Annotated in this window: 14 protein-coding genes; 13 read left to right on the top strand and 1 reads right to left on the bottom strand. The window is 38.4% G+C overall.

Annotation, left to right across the window (positions count from 1 at the left end):
• Positions 1-37: 37 nt before the first annotated feature.
• The 4 genes from dprA (at position 38) to F0161_RS05880 (ending at position 4,951) form a co-directional block, all read left to right on the top strand.
• Positions 38-898 (top strand): DNA-processing protein DprA, encoded by an 861-nt coding sequence (dprA, locus tag F0161_RS05895; protein ID WP_150204000.1) that lies wholly within the window; start codon positions 38-40, stop codon positions 896-898.
• An 81-nt stretch (positions 899-979) separates the two neighbouring features.
• Positions 980-3,097, top strand: a complete 2,118-nt coding sequence (gene topA / locus F0161_RS05890; RefSeq protein ID WP_150203999.1) for a type I DNA topoisomerase — start codon at positions 980-982, stop codon at positions 3,095-3,097.
• Between the two features lie 58 nt (positions 3,098-3,155).
• Positions 3,156-4,073, top strand: a complete 918-nt coding sequence (gene xerC / locus F0161_RS05885) for a tyrosine recombinase XerC (protein ID WP_150203998.1) — start codon at positions 3,156-3,158, stop codon at positions 4,071-4,073.
• The gene (locus tag F0161_RS05880; RefSeq protein WP_150203997.1) at positions 4,073-4,951 is read left to right on the top strand and encodes an aldose 1-epimerase family protein; all 879 of its coding nucleotides are present in this window, start codon (positions 4,073-4,075) and stop codon (positions 4,949-4,951) included. Before xerC ends, F0161_RS05880 begins: the two co-directional genes overlap by 1 nt.
• 62 nt (positions 4,952-5,013) lie before the next feature.
• Here F0161_RS05880 and plsY read toward each other — a convergent pair whose 3' ends face one another.
• Positions 5,014-5,628: a glycerol-3-phosphate 1-O-acyltransferase PlsY gene (gene plsY / locus F0161_RS05875; RefSeq protein WP_150203996.1), complete on the bottom strand. Its 615-nt coding sequence runs from the start codon at positions 5,626-5,628 to the stop codon at positions 5,014-5,016.
• 237 nt (positions 5,629-5,865) lie between these two features.
• Between plsY and parE the strand changes: the two genes are divergently transcribed.
• The 9 genes from parE to F0161_RS05830 all read left to right on the top strand — a co-directional run bounded on the left by parE (position 5,866) and on the right by F0161_RS05830 (position 16,369).
• The gene (gene parE, locus F0161_RS05870) at positions 5,866-7,965 is read left to right on the top strand and encodes a DNA topoisomerase IV subunit B (protein ID WP_150203995.1); all 2,100 of its coding nucleotides are present in this window, start codon (positions 5,866-5,868) and stop codon (positions 7,963-7,965) included.
• Between the two features lie 20 nt (positions 7,966-7,985).
• Entirely contained in the window at positions 7,986-10,433 is a 2,448-nt protein-coding gene (gene parC, locus F0161_RS05865) for a DNA topoisomerase IV subunit A (RefSeq protein WP_150203994.1), read from the top strand.
• Between the two features lie 187 nt (positions 10,434-10,620).
• On the top strand, positions 10,621-11,631 hold the full coding sequence (locus F0161_RS05860; RefSeq protein WP_150203993.1) for a LysR family transcriptional regulator: 1,011 nt from the start codon (positions 10,621-10,623) through the stop codon (positions 11,629-11,631).
• Positions 11,632-11,650: 19 nt separating this feature from the next.
• Entirely contained in the window at positions 11,651-12,580 is a 930-nt protein-coding gene (locus F0161_RS05855; RefSeq protein WP_150203992.1) for a manganese-dependent inorganic pyrophosphatase, read from the top strand.
• A gap of 152 nt (positions 12,581-12,732) precedes the next feature.
• Positions 12,733-13,251, top strand: coding sequence for a peptide-methionine (S)-S-oxide reductase MsrA (gene msrA, locus F0161_RS05850; protein ID WP_137601337.1), 519 nt, complete (start codon positions 12,733-12,735; stop codon positions 13,249-13,251).
• Positions 13,252-13,274: 23 nt separating this feature from the next.
• Positions 13,275-14,126 (top strand): sulfite exporter TauE/SafE family protein, encoded by an 852-nt coding sequence (locus F0161_RS05845; RefSeq protein ID WP_150203991.1) that lies wholly within the window; start codon positions 13,275-13,277, stop codon positions 14,124-14,126.
• Positions 14,126-14,509 carry a DUF1634 domain-containing protein gene (locus tag F0161_RS05840; protein WP_137601339.1) on the top strand — a complete coding sequence of 128 codons (384 nt, stop codon included), beginning with the start codon at positions 14,126-14,128 and terminating at the stop codon, positions 14,507-14,509. The genes F0161_RS05845 and F0161_RS05840 overlap by 1 nt, the downstream gene beginning before the upstream one ends.
• A gap of 25 nt (positions 14,510-14,534) precedes the next feature.
• A complete protein-coding gene (locus F0161_RS05835; protein ID WP_150203990.1) occupies positions 14,535-15,368 on the top strand; it encodes an aldo/keto reductase in 834 nt (277 codons plus the stop codon).
• Between the two features lie 26 nt (positions 15,369-15,394).
• A complete protein-coding gene (locus F0161_RS05830) occupies positions 15,395-16,369 on the top strand; it encodes a LacI family DNA-binding transcriptional regulator (RefSeq protein WP_137601341.1) in 975 nt (324 codons plus the stop codon).
• The last annotated feature ends 144 nt before the right edge of the window (positions 16,370-16,513 follow it).

Here is a 16,513-nt window from a genome sequence, read left to right as displayed (position 1 = left end):
CCTTCGCATACGTACTTAATATGTAGGAGGCTTTTTTATGTTAAAAAAATTATTTTTGTTAAAAGTACATTTATGTAAGGGCATTGGCTTGATGACGGAGCAAAAAATCTTTACCGCGTTTCAGTTCAATGATTATCAAACGAATATTTTGGAATGTTGTCAGTTGGCCGGTTTAACGGCGGCGACAACTGAGAAAATTTTGATTAACTGGAATTTACCAGAATTATCAGATAATGTGAAACGTCATTGGTTTGAATGTAAATTCATTTCTATTTTGGATGAAGACTATCCTGCCCAACTGAAAGAAATTTATTGTCCACCCATTATTTTGTTCTATCGCGGCAAGAAAGAACTATTTAGTACAAAAATGTTAGGAGTAGTTGGAGCAAGGCAGAGCACAAATTACGGCAAAAAAGTATTATTAGAACTGATGCCAACTATGATTGAAAATTCGATCACGATTGTCAGTGGCTTAGCGACTGGCATCGATGGAATTAGTCATCAAGTCGCATTAAAGTATGGTGGTAGCACAATTGGCGTGATTGGCACTGGATTGGACCAAGTTTATCCCAGAAATCATCATGAATTGCAATCTCAAATGGAAACTCATGGCTTAGTTATTTCGGAATATCCACTCGGAACTCAACCATATCGTTCACATTTTCCGGAAAGAAATCGGATAATTTCTGGCTTAAGTGAAACTTTATTAGTGATTGAAGCAAAAATAAAAAGTGGGAGCTTGATTACGGCTAACTTAGCATTACAAGAAAACCGTAACGTGTGTGCAATCCCGGGCCGAATTGACGAACAATTATCAGCTGGTTGTAACGAGCTAATTGCGGCAGGTGCGAAGCCAATTTTGACCGCAAAAGACATTTTAAATGAGTTTTTGATTTGACAATAATTTTTTTCTGAAATATGATGTTTTGTGTTTGATACTCGTATTAATGAAGAAAACTGTATGTTAGGAGCATGGTGAATGCCAACAAAAACCGCAACTAAAACTAAAAAAACAACAAAAAAACGTGCAAAGCCTAAGAAAAATCTTGTGATTGTCGAATCACCTTCTAAAGCCAAAACGATTGAAAAATATTTAGGACGAAGTTATAAAGTCGTCGCAAGTATTGGACATATTCGTGACTTACCCAAGAGTCGAATGGCCGTTGATTTTGAGAATGACTACGAACCGGAATACATTTCGATTCGTGGTAAGGGAGACATTATTAAGTCGCTACGTAAGGATGCTAAGAACGCTAAAGCTGTTTATCTCGCATCTGATCCGGATCGTGAAGGCGAAGCAATTGCTTGGCACGTTTCGAATATTCTCAAATTGGAACCTGATGAAATCCATCGTGTCACTTTCAATGAAATTACCAAGGATGCTGTTAAAGATGCATTCAAAGAACCACGTGGAATTGACATGGATTTGGTAGACGCACAACAAGCTCGTCGTGTACTTGACCGAATTGTGGGTTATTCAATTAGTCCTATTTTATGGAAGAAAGTTAAAAAAGGATTAAGTGCAGGTCGTGTTCAATCGATTGCCTTGAAGCTAATCATCGACCGTGAAAATGAAATCAAAGCGTTTGAGCCAGAAGAATATTGGACGATTGATTCAAAATTCAAAAAAGGCCGCGCTAAGTTTGATGCCTCATTTTATGGTGTCAACGGTAAGAAGCAAGATTTAGGTAATAATGAGGCTGTTCAAAAGATCTTAGGTCAATTGGATCGTAAAGGTGACTTTGAAATTACCAAAGTTGTTAAGAAGGAACGTAAACGCAATCCACAACCTCCATTTACTACTTCCACGATGCAACAAGATGCTAACCGTAAGTTGAGTTTCAGAACTCGCAAAACGATGATGGCAGCACAACAGTTGTACGAAGGAATTAATATCGGTAAGGGTGGCTCCGTGGGGCTAATCACCTATATGCGTACCGATTCAACACGGATTTCAACGGGCGCAAAACACGATGCATCAACCTTCATCCATGAAAAATATGGGGAAGAATATGCAGCAACCAAACCAGTTAAGGGTAAATTAGCTGAAGGCGCACAAGATGCCCATGAAGCTATCCGTCCAACGTCTGTCTTTAGAACACCAGCTGATATGAAGGAATTTTTGACGAATGATCAATACAAGTTATATAACTTGATTTGGTCACGTTTTGTCGCCAGTCAAATTACTGATCAAATTACTGATACTATGACGGTGACGATTTCACAAAGTAATGTCGATTTTCGTGCCAATGGTTCTAAAGTTAAGTTCCCAGGGTTTACGGTGATTTATAATAACGGTAATGAAAAAGATAATATCTTGCCTGATTTAACGGAAGGTGACATGGTTGATTTGGTTCAAACTGACCCAAGTCAGCACTTTACACAGCCACCCGCACGTTATTCAGAAGCCAACTTGATTAAGGCCTTGGAAGAAAACGGAGTGGGTCGTCCATCAACTTATGCACCAACTTTGGACACAATCCAACGACGTTATTACGTGAAACTTGAGTCGAAACGATTTGAACCAACTGAATTAGGTGAAATCGTTAATAAAATTATTATTGAACAATTCCCTGATATTGTTGATGTTAAATTCACGGCTAAAGTTGAAGGTGAATTGGATGAAGTCGAATTAGGTAAAGAAAAATGGGTTAAAGTTATTGACCAATTTTATCAACCTTTCTCAAAAGAAGTTTCTGAAGCTGAAGAAGCCGTTGAAAAAATTGAGATTAAAGATGAACTTGCCGGTCTTGACTGTGATGTCTGTGGTGCACCGATGGTCGTTAAGATGGGTAAGTATGGTAAGTTCTTCGCCTGTTCACGCTTCCCAAATTGTCGGAATACCAAGGCAATCGTCAAAGACACAGGAATCATTTGTCCTACTTGTCATGAAGGAACCATTGTTGAACGTAAATCAAAGAAGAATCGTACTTTCTTTGGTTGCTCACGTTATCCAGACTGTGATTTTGTTTCATGGGACCGTCCAATCGGCCGAGATTGTCCAAAAGATGGATACTACTTGGTTGAAAAGAAGGTCAAAGGTGGCAAACAAGTTCTTTGTCCAAACGGCGATTACGAAGAAGCCGTTCAAAAATAAGATTATATTTGAAATTGTCCTCATACTCTGCTATCGTGCAGTTATGGGGGCTTTTTGTATGAGCGAAAATTTAGAAGCGTTATTTTTACAATACTTAAAAGTTGAACGACAATATTCAGATGATACGATTATCGCTTATCAAGAGGATATGAATGACTTTACCCATTTTCTTGACGAGAATGGTGGAATGAAAGCTTGGAATCAAATTGATAAGCTAGATGTTCAAGTTTATTTGTCGTACTTAAACGACCAGCATTACGCTCGAACGACCATCTCACGTAGAATTTCCAGTCTACGGTCGTTTTATAATTTCTTAACTCGAAATGATTTGGCCACTAAAAATCCATTTGAAAATATTGTGTTAAAAAAGCATCAACACCATTTACCTCGGTTCTTTTATGAGCAAGAGATGACAGCTCTATTTGAGGCTGCTAAAGGCACCGGGAAGCCGTTAGATTTTCGCAATGAGGCAATCTTAGAAATCCTGTATGGCACTGGTATGCGAGCGAGCGAATGTACGTCATTAACCTTAAATCAAATCGATTTTTCGACACACATGATTTTAGTTCGTGGTAAAGGTGACAAAGAACGTTATGTGATGTTTGGTAGCTATGCCGAACGTGCCTTAAAGAAATATTTTGATGAATGTCGCACACCATTGATGACCAAATATCATCACGAACATGATATAGTATTTATTAACCAGCATGGTGAGCCAATTACTTCCACGGGAGTTGAATACGTGCTCAACCAAGTGATTAAGAAAAGTAGTCTTACGGCCGACATTCATCCCCACATGTTACGGCACACCTTTGCCACACACATGTTAAATAACGGGGCAGACATGCGAACAGTACAAGAACTATTGGGACATTCGAGTCTCTCAACCACTCAAATTTATACACACGTTACTACTGAACATTTACAAAGTGATTATCAAAAATATTTCCCACGGGCGAAAAAGGAGAACAAATAATGATTACACTGGATAATGGTAATTTAACGGTTAAAATAGATGAACAAGGGGCACAATTAAAAAGTATTTTTTGCCCCGAAACGCAAATTGAGTACATGTGGCAAGCTGATCCTAAATTTTGGGGTCGAACTTCACCGGTTTTATTTCCAATCGTTGGTCGGCTCAAAGACAATAAATACACTTATCGAAATGAACCATTTGAAATGGGGCAACACGGCTTTGCACGAGATTCACAATTTGACGTGTTAGAACATAAAGATACTTATGCAGTCTTTCAGTTAAAAAGTAGTCGTAAAACACTGAGCGTGTATCCATTTTACTTTGAATTAAAGGTTACATATGAGCTAACCGATGACAATGAATTAACAGTTAACTTTGTGGTTTCTAATGACAGCGAGTCTGAAATGCTGTATTCAGTAGGTGCACACCCCGGATTTAATGTTCCGTTAGCAGCCGGAGACACTTTTGAGACTACCACTGTAAGTGTTGAACCAAATCAAAAATTTCAACAAATTCCATTAGTCGGTCCATTTAATGATGCCAAACACCCTAAGACGTTAAATTTTGAACAACCATTAACTCTGGATCATGAGTTATTTGATCAAGATGCGTTAATTCTAGACCTAGAGAATCAACCAGTGCAGTTTAAAATTCAAGGTGCGCACTCTGAACATGGTATCAATGTGAACGTCGCTAATGCCCCTTATACTGGTATTTGGTCTCCATATCCAACGCAATCACCATTTGTTTGTATCGAACCATGGTGGGGAATTGCTGATAGTGTGGATTCCAATCAACGACTAGAAAACAAAATGGCTATTAATAAACTGGCACCTGAAGCCAGCGCAGAACATGGATATTCAATTTCATTGTTCTAACAATAAAGGACTGTGACTCTACCAATATGGTGAGAGTGCACAGTCCTTTTACGGATGTTAAATTATTGTTCTTTTTTATGTCGCAAGTAGTTGCCCAGGCCAAATGGGACCATTGACTCGGTGCCACTGAAAATTCGTTTGAAATTACCACGGTGTCGTAAAATGACCACAATCGCTAAGAAACTAGCAATCGCTGCAAAAATCCAGTCTTGCATGATAATTGCTACAATGGCGGTAATAGTAATACCTAACACACTCGCCACACTGGCCATGCTTGATAGACACAAGGTAATTACAAAAATTGAACTGGCCATTAAAAATAATAATGGGTTGTAAGCGAGCAAGATTCCGGCACTGGTCGCCACTGCTTTGCCGCCTTTGAAATGATCAAAGATTGAAAAAGTGTGTCCCAGTGATGCAAACACCCCAATGAGAAGTGGATTGATGTCACTTCCAATGAAATAGGGTTGACTAGCGGCCAAAGTTCCCTTGAGAATATCGATTAATAAGACAGCAATGCCGGCTTTTTTACCAAAAACACGAAAAGTGTTTGTCGTACCACTATTACCGCTACCTTCTTGATGGATGTCGACATGGAAAAAGATTTTTCCAATCCAGACTCCCGAAGGAATCGAACCAATTAGGTACGCGATAATAATCATTATTGCAATTTGCATGATATAAATACTCCTTAAAATTCGTCCTATTAATTCTATCATTTCACGCCGCATTTGAGAAATATTTTTACAACATTGCATCAACTAATTTTAAATTAGTTGAAAATATGAGGTACTTTGTTTTATTATCAGAACTGGTAGTTAAAAAATTGGGCAAGCATTTATGCCGAAAAACAGATATACTTAAATATGTTATTACTCGAAATTTGATTTCGAAGTGGCAAGGAGTCTTTTAGATTGGCAAAAAATAAATATGATGATTCTTCAATCCAAGTGCTTGAAGGATTAGAAGCGGTTCAGAAACGACCAGGAATGTATATAGGTTCTACAGACACACGTGGATTACACCATTTGGTTTATGAGATTGTGGATAATGCTGTTGATGAAGCATTGTCTGGTTTTGGTGACGAAATAAACGTCATTATTGAAGCGGACAATTCAATTACCGTCCAAGATCATGGACGGGGAATGCCGGTTGGGATGCATTCATCAGGAGTACCTACTGCAGAAGTAATTATGACCGTGCTACATGCGGGTGGTAAATTTGGCCAAGCAGACGGTTACAAAACATCTGGTGGCTTACATGGGGTGGGGGCTTCCGTTGTGAACGCTCTGTCAACCCACGTTACTTTAAAAATTGTCCGTGACGGTATGGAATACGAAGAACAATTTGAAAATGGTGGTCATCCCGTAGGAACCCTAGAAAAATTGGGTAAGACTAAAAAGCCTAATGGTACATTAGTGACTTTTAAACCAGACCGTTCGATTTTTTCAACGATTGTTTATAATTACGGCACGCTCGCTGAACGTCTGCGTGAATCAGCGTTCTTGTTAAAAGGAATTAAAATCACGCTCACTGACAAGCGGGTCGGGCAAGAAAAAGAAGATATTTTCTTGTATGATGACGGGATTAAGGCCTTTGTCGCTTACTTAAATGAAGATAAGGATGTCCTAGGCGATGTCTTATATTTTGATGGTACCAGTGAAGGCGTCGAAGTTGAAGTGGCAGCACAATACAACGATGGTTACTCAGAGAACTTACTGTCGTTCGTTAATAATGTGCGGACGCCAGATGGTGGAACTCATGAAGCCGGTATGCGCTCAGCTTGGACGAAGGCCTTTAATGAATATGCTCGAAAAGTTGGCTTGTTGAAAGACAAAGACAAGAATCTTGAGGGTAGTGATGTTCGTGAAGGACTCTCAGCAGTCATTTCGGTCCGAATTCCAGAAAAAATTCTTCAATTTGAAGGACAGACCAAGGATAAGTTAGGTACTCCAGAAGCCCGTAAAATCGTGGATACAGTTGTGAACGAACAACTTGGCTATACCTTAATGGAAAATGGTGAATTCGCTCAAATGCTGATTCGCAAATCCCTAAAGGCACGTGAAGCACGTGAGGCCGCACGGAAAGCACGTGATTTATCACGAACTGGTAAGAAAAAGGGGAAGAACGATCGCCTGTTATCCGGTAAGCTGACCCCAGCACAATCAAAAAATGCGGCTAAAAATGAATTATTCTTAGTCGAAGGTGATTCTGCCGGTGGCTCTGCCAAACAAGGCCGAGACCGTAAATTCCAAGCTATTTTGCCATTGCGTGGTAAGGTTTTAAACACTGAAAAAGCTAAGCTTGATGATGTGATGAAGAACGAAGAACTGAATACAATTATCTATACTGTTGGTGCTGGAGCTGGTTCAGAATTTAATCCTGACGATTCTAATTATGACAAGATTATTATTATGACCGATGCGGATGATGATGGTGCTCATATCCAGATTTTGTTATTAACGTTCTTTTATAAATATATGCGGCCTATGATTGATGCCGGTAAGATATATATTGCGTTGCCACCACTTTATAAGTTGCAAAAAGGGGCAGGCGCTAAAACTAAGATTGAATATGCTTGGACCAACGAAGAATTGGACACACTATCCAAAACATTTGGTAAGGGTGGTAGTTTACAACGATTTAAAGGTTTAGGTGAAATGAATGCGGATCAGTTATGGGATACAACCATGAATCCAGATACACGGACTTTAATTCGGGTTCGGATTGAAGATGCAGCCTTGGCTGAACGTCGAGTTACTACCCTGATGGGTGACAAAGTGGAACCACGTCGTAAGTGGATTGAAGATAACGTGCAATTCACTTTGGAAGAAGCGGGTAGTATTTTGGATACGACTCAAGAAAAAGCTGATGCAGAAGCTGAAGAAGATGAAATGGAATCAGTTGAAGAAACATTAACGACTGACTCGAAACCAAAGTCTAAATCATCAGAACCAACCATCACGACTTGGGATAATAGTGGCGAGGAACAAATGGATTTATTTAATGAGTAATTTGAAGTGAGGTAACGTTTGTGAGTGGAACAAAAATTGAGGAATTAACCTTAGAAGATGTGATGGGAGACCGTTTTGGTCGGTACTCAAAGTCAATCATTCAAGAACGTGCATTGCCAGATATTCGCGATGGACTGAAACCAGTTCAACGACGAATTCTATTTGCGATGAACAAAGATGGTAATACCTACGATAAAGGCTTTCGTAAGGCAGCCAAGTCAGTTGGTAATATCATGGGTAATTTTCATCCCCATGGAGATAGCTCAATCTATGAAGCCCAAGTTCGCTTGAGTCAAGATTGGAAATTACGCGCTCCATTGGTCGAAATGCACGGAAACAACGGATCAATGGATGGTGATCCACCGGCCGCTATGCGGTACACTGAAGCTAGATTAAGTAAAATATCTGGTTTGATGTTGCAAGATATTGAAAAAGATACCGTTGAAATGGTCTTGAATTTTGATGATACAGAAAATGAACCAACCGTATTACCATCACGGATACCTAATTTATTAGTGAATGGTTCTACTGGGATTTCAGCGGGGTATGCAACGGATATTCCACCACATAATTTAGGTGAAGTTGTCGATGGACTAATTTATATGTTGGCCCATCCTAACGTCACTTTAGATAAAATGATGGAATTTATTCCAGCACCCGATTTTCCAACCGGGGGTATTATTCAAGGTGTAGAAGGAATTAAAAAAGCTTATACCACTGGACGTGGAAAAATTGTTGTTCGTTCTAAAACCAACACTGAAAACTTAAAAGGCGGAAAGTCACAGATTAATGTGACTGAAATTCCTTATGAAGTGAATAAAGCACAACTGGTTAAGCGAATTGATGAAATGCGAATCAACAAAAAAGTTGAAGGTATAGCTGAAGTCCGTGATGAATCTGATCGTAATGGGCTGTCAATTGCGATTGAATTAAAGCGTGAAGCTAACAAAGAGGGAATTTTAAACTTTCTCTTTAAAAACACCGACTTACAAGTGAATTACAATTTTAATATGGTGGCCATTGATAAGATGACGCCCAAACGAGTTGGCTTGTTAAGGATGCTATCGGCTTATTTAGAATTCCGTAAAGAAGTCATTTTGAAACGGACTAAGTTTGATTTGAATAAGGCACAAAACCGGATGCATATTGTGGAAGGCTTGATTAAGGCCTTATCAATTTTAGATCAAATTATTACTACTATTCGTGCTAGTAAAAACCGTAAAGATGCCAAACAAAACTTAATTGATCAATTCGAGTTCACTGATCCACAAGCAGAAGCCATTGTAACATTGCAATTGTATCGGTTATCAAATACTGATGTTACCGAACTGGAAGATGAACAAAAGAAGTTACAAGCCGCAATCACGAATTTTAAACTGATTATTGGCGATGAAAAAGAATTATTTAAAGTTCTCAAAAAAGAATTATTAGAAGTTAAAAAAGAATTTGGCACTCCTCGATTATCTGAAGTGCAATCCGAAGTATCCGAATTAAAGATTGATACGAAGGTCTTGGTACCTGATGAAGATGTTGTGGTTATGGTCTCGAAAGATGGCTATATCAAGCGAAGCAGTCTTCGTTCATTTACAGCCACTTGTGAAACTGAGAATGGGTTAAAGGAAGATGATTATCCAATTTTATTGGAAAAATCGAATACTTTATCGCATCTGTTCTTGTTTACCAACAAAGGTCATTTGATTTATCGCCCAGTTTACGAGATTGCCGATTCCAAATGGAAAGACACTGGCGAACATATTTCTCAATCAATTGGGTTAGACAGTGATGAGCAAATTATTGAAGCGATGACGTTTAAGACGTTGGATGAAACGGGTCAATTTATTATGGCCACCGATGATGGTTATATTAAGCAAACAACCTTTAAAGATTATTTACCAGGTCGGACTTACAAGAAACATCCAAGCGTATACATCAAATTGAAGTCCGATGACTCAAGAGTGGTTTCAATTTCGTATCGAAAGACAGTTTCCGAAAATTCTACTGTTCTTTTGATGAGTTACACAGGGTTGGCATTACGTTTTGACTTAGCAGAAGTACCGGTTAATGGTGCTCGCACGGCCGGTGTCAAGTCGATGGGACTTAAAGGTGATGACCATGTAGTGAACATGCAAATCGTTAGCGATGATGATAACGTTGCAATTGTAACCACGCGTGGTGCATTTAAAGCTATGAAATTAGCAGAAGTACCTGTTACTTCTCGTGCCCGTAAAGGGGTCCTCATTTTACGTGAGTTAAAGAGTGATCCGCATCGTGTTGGTGGCTTTATCAGTTATCACGCTGACTTTAAGGGTGCCTTTGAAATTATCACTGATCGACCAACGGTTCAAGAAGTTTTGGCAGAAGAACATGGATTAGGATCACGTTATTCTAATGGTTCGTTTGTGTTAGATGTTGAAACTCAAGGAACACCAGTGATGATTAAGCAAAAAGCTATAGAACTAGTAATTTAATTAGTTCTTAAATAAATCATCATAAAAAAGCTAAATATTATTCATTAAAATATCTGTTAGTTAGGGTAATATAATCATTAGCATATGAACATTATTCTTTGTATTATTAAAAATAATCATTTATAATGATATGTAGTTATGAATAATGAACTTAAATTTTAGCTTATATTGAAAGGATTTATTTGTCATGCAGAACAACCGAGGAGTACGTCCAAAGAAGACTCAACAAGAGAACATCTTCGCATCAAAGAGTTTAAGTTATTTTTTACAACTAACTCAAACTATGAATTATACTCAAGCAGCACAAATCCTGGGTATTACACAACCAGCCTTAACACAACAAATTAAAAAACTTGAAAGAATCGTTGGTGCACCATTATTTTATTCAGTTGGAAAACGTCTTCGTTTGTCCGAAGCTGGATACACAATGTTACAAACAACTAATCAAGTCTATTCGTTATTGAATAAAGCCGCTGACGAAATTCAACAAACGACTAGTGAAAATCATGGTGAAATCCATTTAGGAATTTTGTCATCGATTGAATCACAAGTTTTTGAAGATTTTATTGTCGATTATTATCGTGATAATCCAGACATTCAAGTCAGTGTTCACATGCTGACACGTCGTGAAATCTGGGCAGCCTTAGAATCTAACAAAATTGACTTGGCAATTATGTACTTACCTGATGGCAGCATCAAAAATTGGAAACCATACGATTCAAAAACAATTGTGACCGAAGACTTATTGTTAATTCATAACAATGAAAAATTAGCCAGTAAAAATAAGGTTAAACTTTCACGGTTAGATGATCGCAAATGGGTCACATATCCAGTTGGCTTCTATTTAAACGATGTAATCACCGATGCTTATAAACGTGAATTAGTTGCATCCCCAGATGTCGCTGCACGATTTACACAGCCTGGTCAAATCTATCGTTTCTTAAAGGAAACTGATACGTATACAGCTTTACCAAAGAGTTATATCATGTCACGTTACGATCGTGATGAAATTATGACTGCTAACTTTGAACCAAAAATTAAATTTGATTTGTCATTTGTTTATCGGACTGAAAAACAAGATATTCCACGTATTGACAAGTTCTTAACAGAGTTTAATAATTATCTTGGAGATAGAGATTATTTTGAAAGATTGGACGATATCGTAGCAAAAAAGATCAAAAACTCTGACAAAAACTAAAGAAGGAAGTTTATTAATCATGAGTAAAGAATTAGTTTTCGGGCACCAAAAGCCAGACACGGATGCAATTGTTGCAGCAAAAGCATTCTCATATTTACAAAATGAAATTGGCTTTGACACTGAAGCCGTTGCTTTAGGAGAAGCTAATGCTGAAACTAAGTTTGCATTTGATCATTTTGGCGAAGAATTACCTCGTGTAATTAAGACAGCCGCTAATGAAGTTAAATCTGTAATGTTAGTTGACCATAATGAAGCACCTCAAAGTGTTAGCGACATCGCTGACGTTGAAGTGACTCACGTAGTCGATCACCATCGGATTGCTGATTTTGCTACTGCAGGTCCAGTTTGGTATACTGCTCGTCCAGTTGGATGTACCAGCACAATCATTCTTGATTTGTTCACTGAAAATGATATTGAAGTCCCAGCTAAATTAGCTGGCTTAATGGCATCTGCCATTATTTCAGACACATTATTATTAAAGTCACCAACCACAACTGATTTTGATGTTAATGCGTTAGAAACACTTGCTAAAATTGCTGGCATCGATGCTAACTCATATGGCATGGATTTGTTAAAAGCTGGCACTGATTTAGATAGTAAGTCTGATTTGGAGCTTGTTGATGGCGATGCTAAAACCTTTGAACTTGGCGGCAAAACTTTACGAATTGGCCAAGTTAACACGGTTGATTTAGATGACGTCTTTGCTCGTCGTGATGCATTAGTCAAAACCATGCAATCAGAAATTGATGCCAAAGGTTATGACATTTTCTTGCTCTTAGCTACTAACATCTTAAACAGCGATTCAAAATTGTTAGCAGTTGGCGAACCAAAAGCTACGGTTGAAACTGCTTTTGGTAGCAAATTTGCCGCTGATGATACAATGAGTCTTCCAGGCGTTGTTTCTCGTAAGAAACAAGTTGTGCCTCCATTGACTGATGCTTTCGCATAATAATAACTTTCATTAAGTATTCAAGTACTTGGTAAATTGATGCCGAGTACTTTTTGTTTGTTCTAGTAATCGTAGAATTAGTTGCTAGTTAATTAATATAATTTGATAACTATGATAAAATATAAGCATGATTTTATAAAAGGAGGATCAAGATGGCAGAAGAAAAAGCAATATTTGCAGGCGGTTGTTTTTGGTGTATGGTTGAGCCCTTTGACCAACAACCCGGAATAAAAAAAGTCCTTTCTGGCTATACAGGTGGTCATACTGTGAACCCAACGTATGAAGAAGTCTCTAGCCATACAACAGGTCATACTGAAGCGGTTGAAATCACTTTTGATCCATCGGTGATTTCCTATGCTGATTTAGTTGAAATCTATTGGCGACAAACTGATCCAACTGACGCAATGGGACAATTTCAAGACCGCGGAGATAATTATCGCCCGGTTATTTTTGTCGATGGTGACGAACAGCGCCAAATTGCGACTCAATCACGACAAAATTTAATTGATAATAATCCCTTTGATGATGAGATTGTAACCAAGATTGAAGATGTTAAGCCATTTTATGTGGCCGAAGAGTATCATCAGGATTTTTATAAAAAAGATCCTTTACGTCACGATGCAGAGGAAGCTCAGCGTAAAGAATTTATTCGCAATAATTGGGATAAATAAGAGACAGAGAAGAGGAAGAAGAGTTGGTTCAAACAGCATTTATTTTATTACTTGTGGGAATTGCCGCAGGTACATTAGGCTCATTACTAGGAATTGGTGGCGGAATGATTGTCACGCCTGTTTTGACCGTTTTCATGGGATTACCAATTCAATATGCGATTGGCGCGAGTATCATTGCCGTAATTGCCACCAGTTCAGGGGCGACAATTGCTTATTTAAGAGATGATTTGATTAATTTACGTGTGGCGATGTTTTTGGAAATTGCCACAACAGTTGGAGCAATTAGTGGTGCTTTGATTGCTGGCGTTATTCATCCGTTATGGTTGGAAACTATTTTTGGCTTATTCTTACTGTATCAATGCTTCAACATGGTCAAAAAGCTTCGTGGCAAGGGTAAAAAAGATGATGCCACCGATGTTGAACCAGATGTTTTATCAACACAATTGAAATTAAATGGCGCCTACACAGACAAGGTCAGCATGGAACATGTTGATTATGAAGTGACTCATGTTAAGGGCGGTTTTGCCATGATGTATGGCGCTGGATTAGCCAGTGGCCTACTCGGGATTGGTAGTGGGGTCTTCAAAGTGATTGCCATGGATTCTATCATGAAAATGCCCCTCAAACCCTCAAGTGCGACTAGTAATTTGATGATGGGGGTTACAGCTGCTGCAAGTGCAACGGTCTATTTCTTTAACGGGGCCATCAAACCTGAAATAGCTGCTCCATTAGCGATTGGAATTTTGATTGGTGCTGCAATCGGGACTCGGATTATGCCACGCATTCAATCAAGAGTTTTGAGAATGATTTTTGTGCCCATCTTATTAATCATGGGAGTCGAAATGTTCCTTAAAGGATTCGGGGTGAGATTCTAATGAAAAAAGCACAAGATGAAATCAAACAAGCAGAAATGCAAAAAGTTGAAATCATGATTGGCAAAGTTATGCAAATTGGAGTTATGATCGCCGCTGCCTTTATGATTGTAGGTATTTTATTACTATTTGTTTCCGGTAAATCTGGGTATGTTGGTAATAGCCATCCCCATGATTTTAGCTCAATTTTGTTGGGCATTGTTCAATTAAAGTCGTATGCGATTATTATGGGTGGATTATTCTTATTAATTTTAACTCCTGTGCTACGAGTGGTCGTTTCAATATACGCATTTGTGGTTGCTGGTGATAAACTATATGTATGGATTACGACCGCCGTGCTGATTATTTTGGTGATTGCGATGGTAATTGGAATGTATGGTATTTAATCAATCAAAAAGGAAGTTTAGTAGAATGGAAAATTTAATTAAACTCAGTGATGGCAGAATCATTCCACGAGTCGGATTTGGGACTTATTTATTGAATGGTTATCAAGGCGTGAATGCGATTAGTAGCGCGTTAAATAATGGTTATCGTTTCTTAGATTCTGCCTTTAACTATGATAATGAAGGAGCAGTTGGTGAGGCGATTCGGCGTAGCAATATTTCTCGGGATGAGATTACCGTGTTGTCTAAATTACCAGGGCGTTTTCATGCCTATGACCAAGCGATTAAAGCCATTCAAGAATCTGTATTAAGGACTGGATTGGATTATATTGATTTGTATTTGATTCATTGGCCAAATCCCAATCAAAAGCTTTATGTAGAAGCTTGGCAAGCATTGATTGATTCTCAAAAATTTGGATTAATCAAATCCATTGGGGTGTCTAACTTTTTACCAGAACATTTGGAAAAGTTGGAGCAAGAAACTGGTGTGTTACCAGTTGCAAATGAAATTGAAGTTCAACCATACTTCAATAATGCTGATTTGCGTGCCTATAATGCTAGCAAAGGCATAGCTACGATTGATTGGAGCCCGATTGGTCATGCCAATCAAATGCTTAAAGATCAAACAATTGCTGTAATTGCAGCTAGTCACAGCAAATCAGTTGCTCAAGTAATTCTTCGCTGGGAATTACAACTCAATACGATTCCAGTGCCAAAAGCGACTATTCAGAGTCGTCAACTGGAAAATCTAGCCGTGTTTGATTTTCAATTGACAGAAGCTGAAATGCAAACTATTAATTCATTGACTAGACCTGATGGCCGAACTTCAAATCAGGATCCAGCAACTCACGAGGAATTTTAAGCCTTGATTGTAAAGGAAAATAAAGAATGATAACAATACAAGACATTGCGAATAGAGCCGGCGTATCGATTTCAACCGTTTCTCGAGCCTTAGATAATTCTACCCGAATTAGCCTAGAAACTCGGAAACGAATTCAATCACTCGCTCAAGAAATGGGATATACTCCTAATTTTGCTGCTCGAAACCTAATGGCAGATGAAAGTAACACGGTGGGAGTGGTCTTTCAGCCACAAAACCCTGAGATATCTGGCAACGATTTCGTGCTCCATGAATTATTTGGTATTAATAACCAGCTCTGTAAAATGAATTATTTGTTGGCTGCAGCGACCGGTAATTCTTGGGGTGAGGTATTTGAGTCGGTTAAAATGATGGTTGAAGCGGGGAAAGTCCGTCGTTTTATCTTGTTATATACGACTGGCCATGATCCAATTACCCAACTTTTAAAGGAATTTAATGCTCGCGTAGTCGTGATTGGTGAACCCCAGTCAAAATTGCAAACACTCTTTGTCGATAATGATAATCAGCAGGCAAGTCGAGAAGCGACGCAATTATTGACGGACAAGTTTAACTTAAGCCATCCAATCTTTATTCGCACGGAAGCTGATTGGTTCTTCGAAATTAATCGTGAAGCTGGTTTTAAACAAGTTTGGCCAGATGGCGAAGTTATCAAATTGTCCCAATCTTTCGTCGATCAGAAGAGTCAGCTGAAAGAATTCTTTGAAACTCATCCGAATGTCGATGGCATCATTGCCACCGATGATAAAATTGGGATTTTAGCCCAATTACAAGCTGAAAATGTTTTGGATAATCATCAAAAACTGCCAACTGTTGCGTTTAATGCATCTGAATATGGCCAACTAAGCAAGGGAAACTTTTATTCGGTTGATGTGCAACCAAATATTCTGGGCTCTGAATCAGTCCGTTTGCTCTTTAATGACAAGGATAAAAAGGACAACCTGAAGCAAATTATGGTGCCATATCGCTTACCATCTATTCCATAATTTTTAACGATTACTATGGTAAGTTTTAAACTATGATTACTGATAGATTAGGCTGGAAAACCATTTTTTATAAATAATTAAACTAGTTTTTAGTTGATTTACTGATTTTTTTCTAATTAATATAACAGACTCAAAAGCCCGGTG

The sequence above is a fragment of the Paucilactobacillus nenjiangensis genome, from assembly GCF_008632615.1.
Taxonomy (GTDB): Bacteria; Bacillota; Bacilli; order Lactobacillales; family Lactobacillaceae; genus Paucilactobacillus; species Paucilactobacillus nenjiangensis.
This window is presented reverse-complemented; position numbering and strand designations above follow the sequence as displayed.

Excerpts from the sequence above, each read along its gene's own strand:
- msrA (WP_137601337.1), top strand. The coding sequence starts at position 12,733 with ATGGCAGAAGAAAAAGCAATATTTGCAGGCGGTTGTTTTTGGTGTATG.
- topA (WP_150203999.1), top strand. The coding sequence starts at position 980 with ATGCCAACAAAAACCGCAACTAAAACTAAAAAAACAACAAAAAAACGT.
- F0161_RS05830 (WP_137601341.1), top strand. The coding sequence starts at position 15,395 with ATGATAACAATACAAGACATTGCGAATAGAGCCGGCGTATCGATTTCA.
- xerC (WP_150203998.1), top strand. The coding sequence starts at position 3,156 with ATGAGCGAAAATTTAGAAGCGTTATTTTTACAATACTTAAAAGTTGAA.
- dprA (WP_150204000.1), top strand. The coding sequence starts at position 38 with ATGTTAAAAAAATTATTTTTGTTAAAAGTACATTTATGTAAGGGCATT.
- F0161_RS05860 (WP_150203993.1), top strand. The coding sequence starts at position 10,621 with ATGCAGAACAACCGAGGAGTACGTCCAAAGAAGACTCAACAAGAGAAC.
- F0161_RS05855 (WP_150203992.1), top strand. The coding sequence starts at position 11,651 with ATGAGTAAAGAATTAGTTTTCGGGCACCAAAAGCCAGACACGGATGCA.
- F0161_RS05835 (WP_150203990.1), top strand. The coding sequence starts at position 14,535 with ATGGAAAATTTAATTAAACTCAGTGATGGCAGAATCATTCCACGAGTC.
- F0161_RS05880 (WP_150203997.1), top strand. The coding sequence starts at position 4,073 with ATGATTACACTGGATAATGGTAATTTAACGGTTAAAATAGATGAACAA.
- F0161_RS05840 (WP_137601339.1), top strand. The coding sequence starts at position 14,126 with ATGAAAAAAGCACAAGATGAAATCAAACAAGCAGAAATGCAAAAAGTT.
- plsY (WP_150203996.1), bottom strand. The coding sequence starts at position 5,628 with ATGCAAATTGCAATAATGATTATTATCGCGTACCTAATTGGTTCGATT.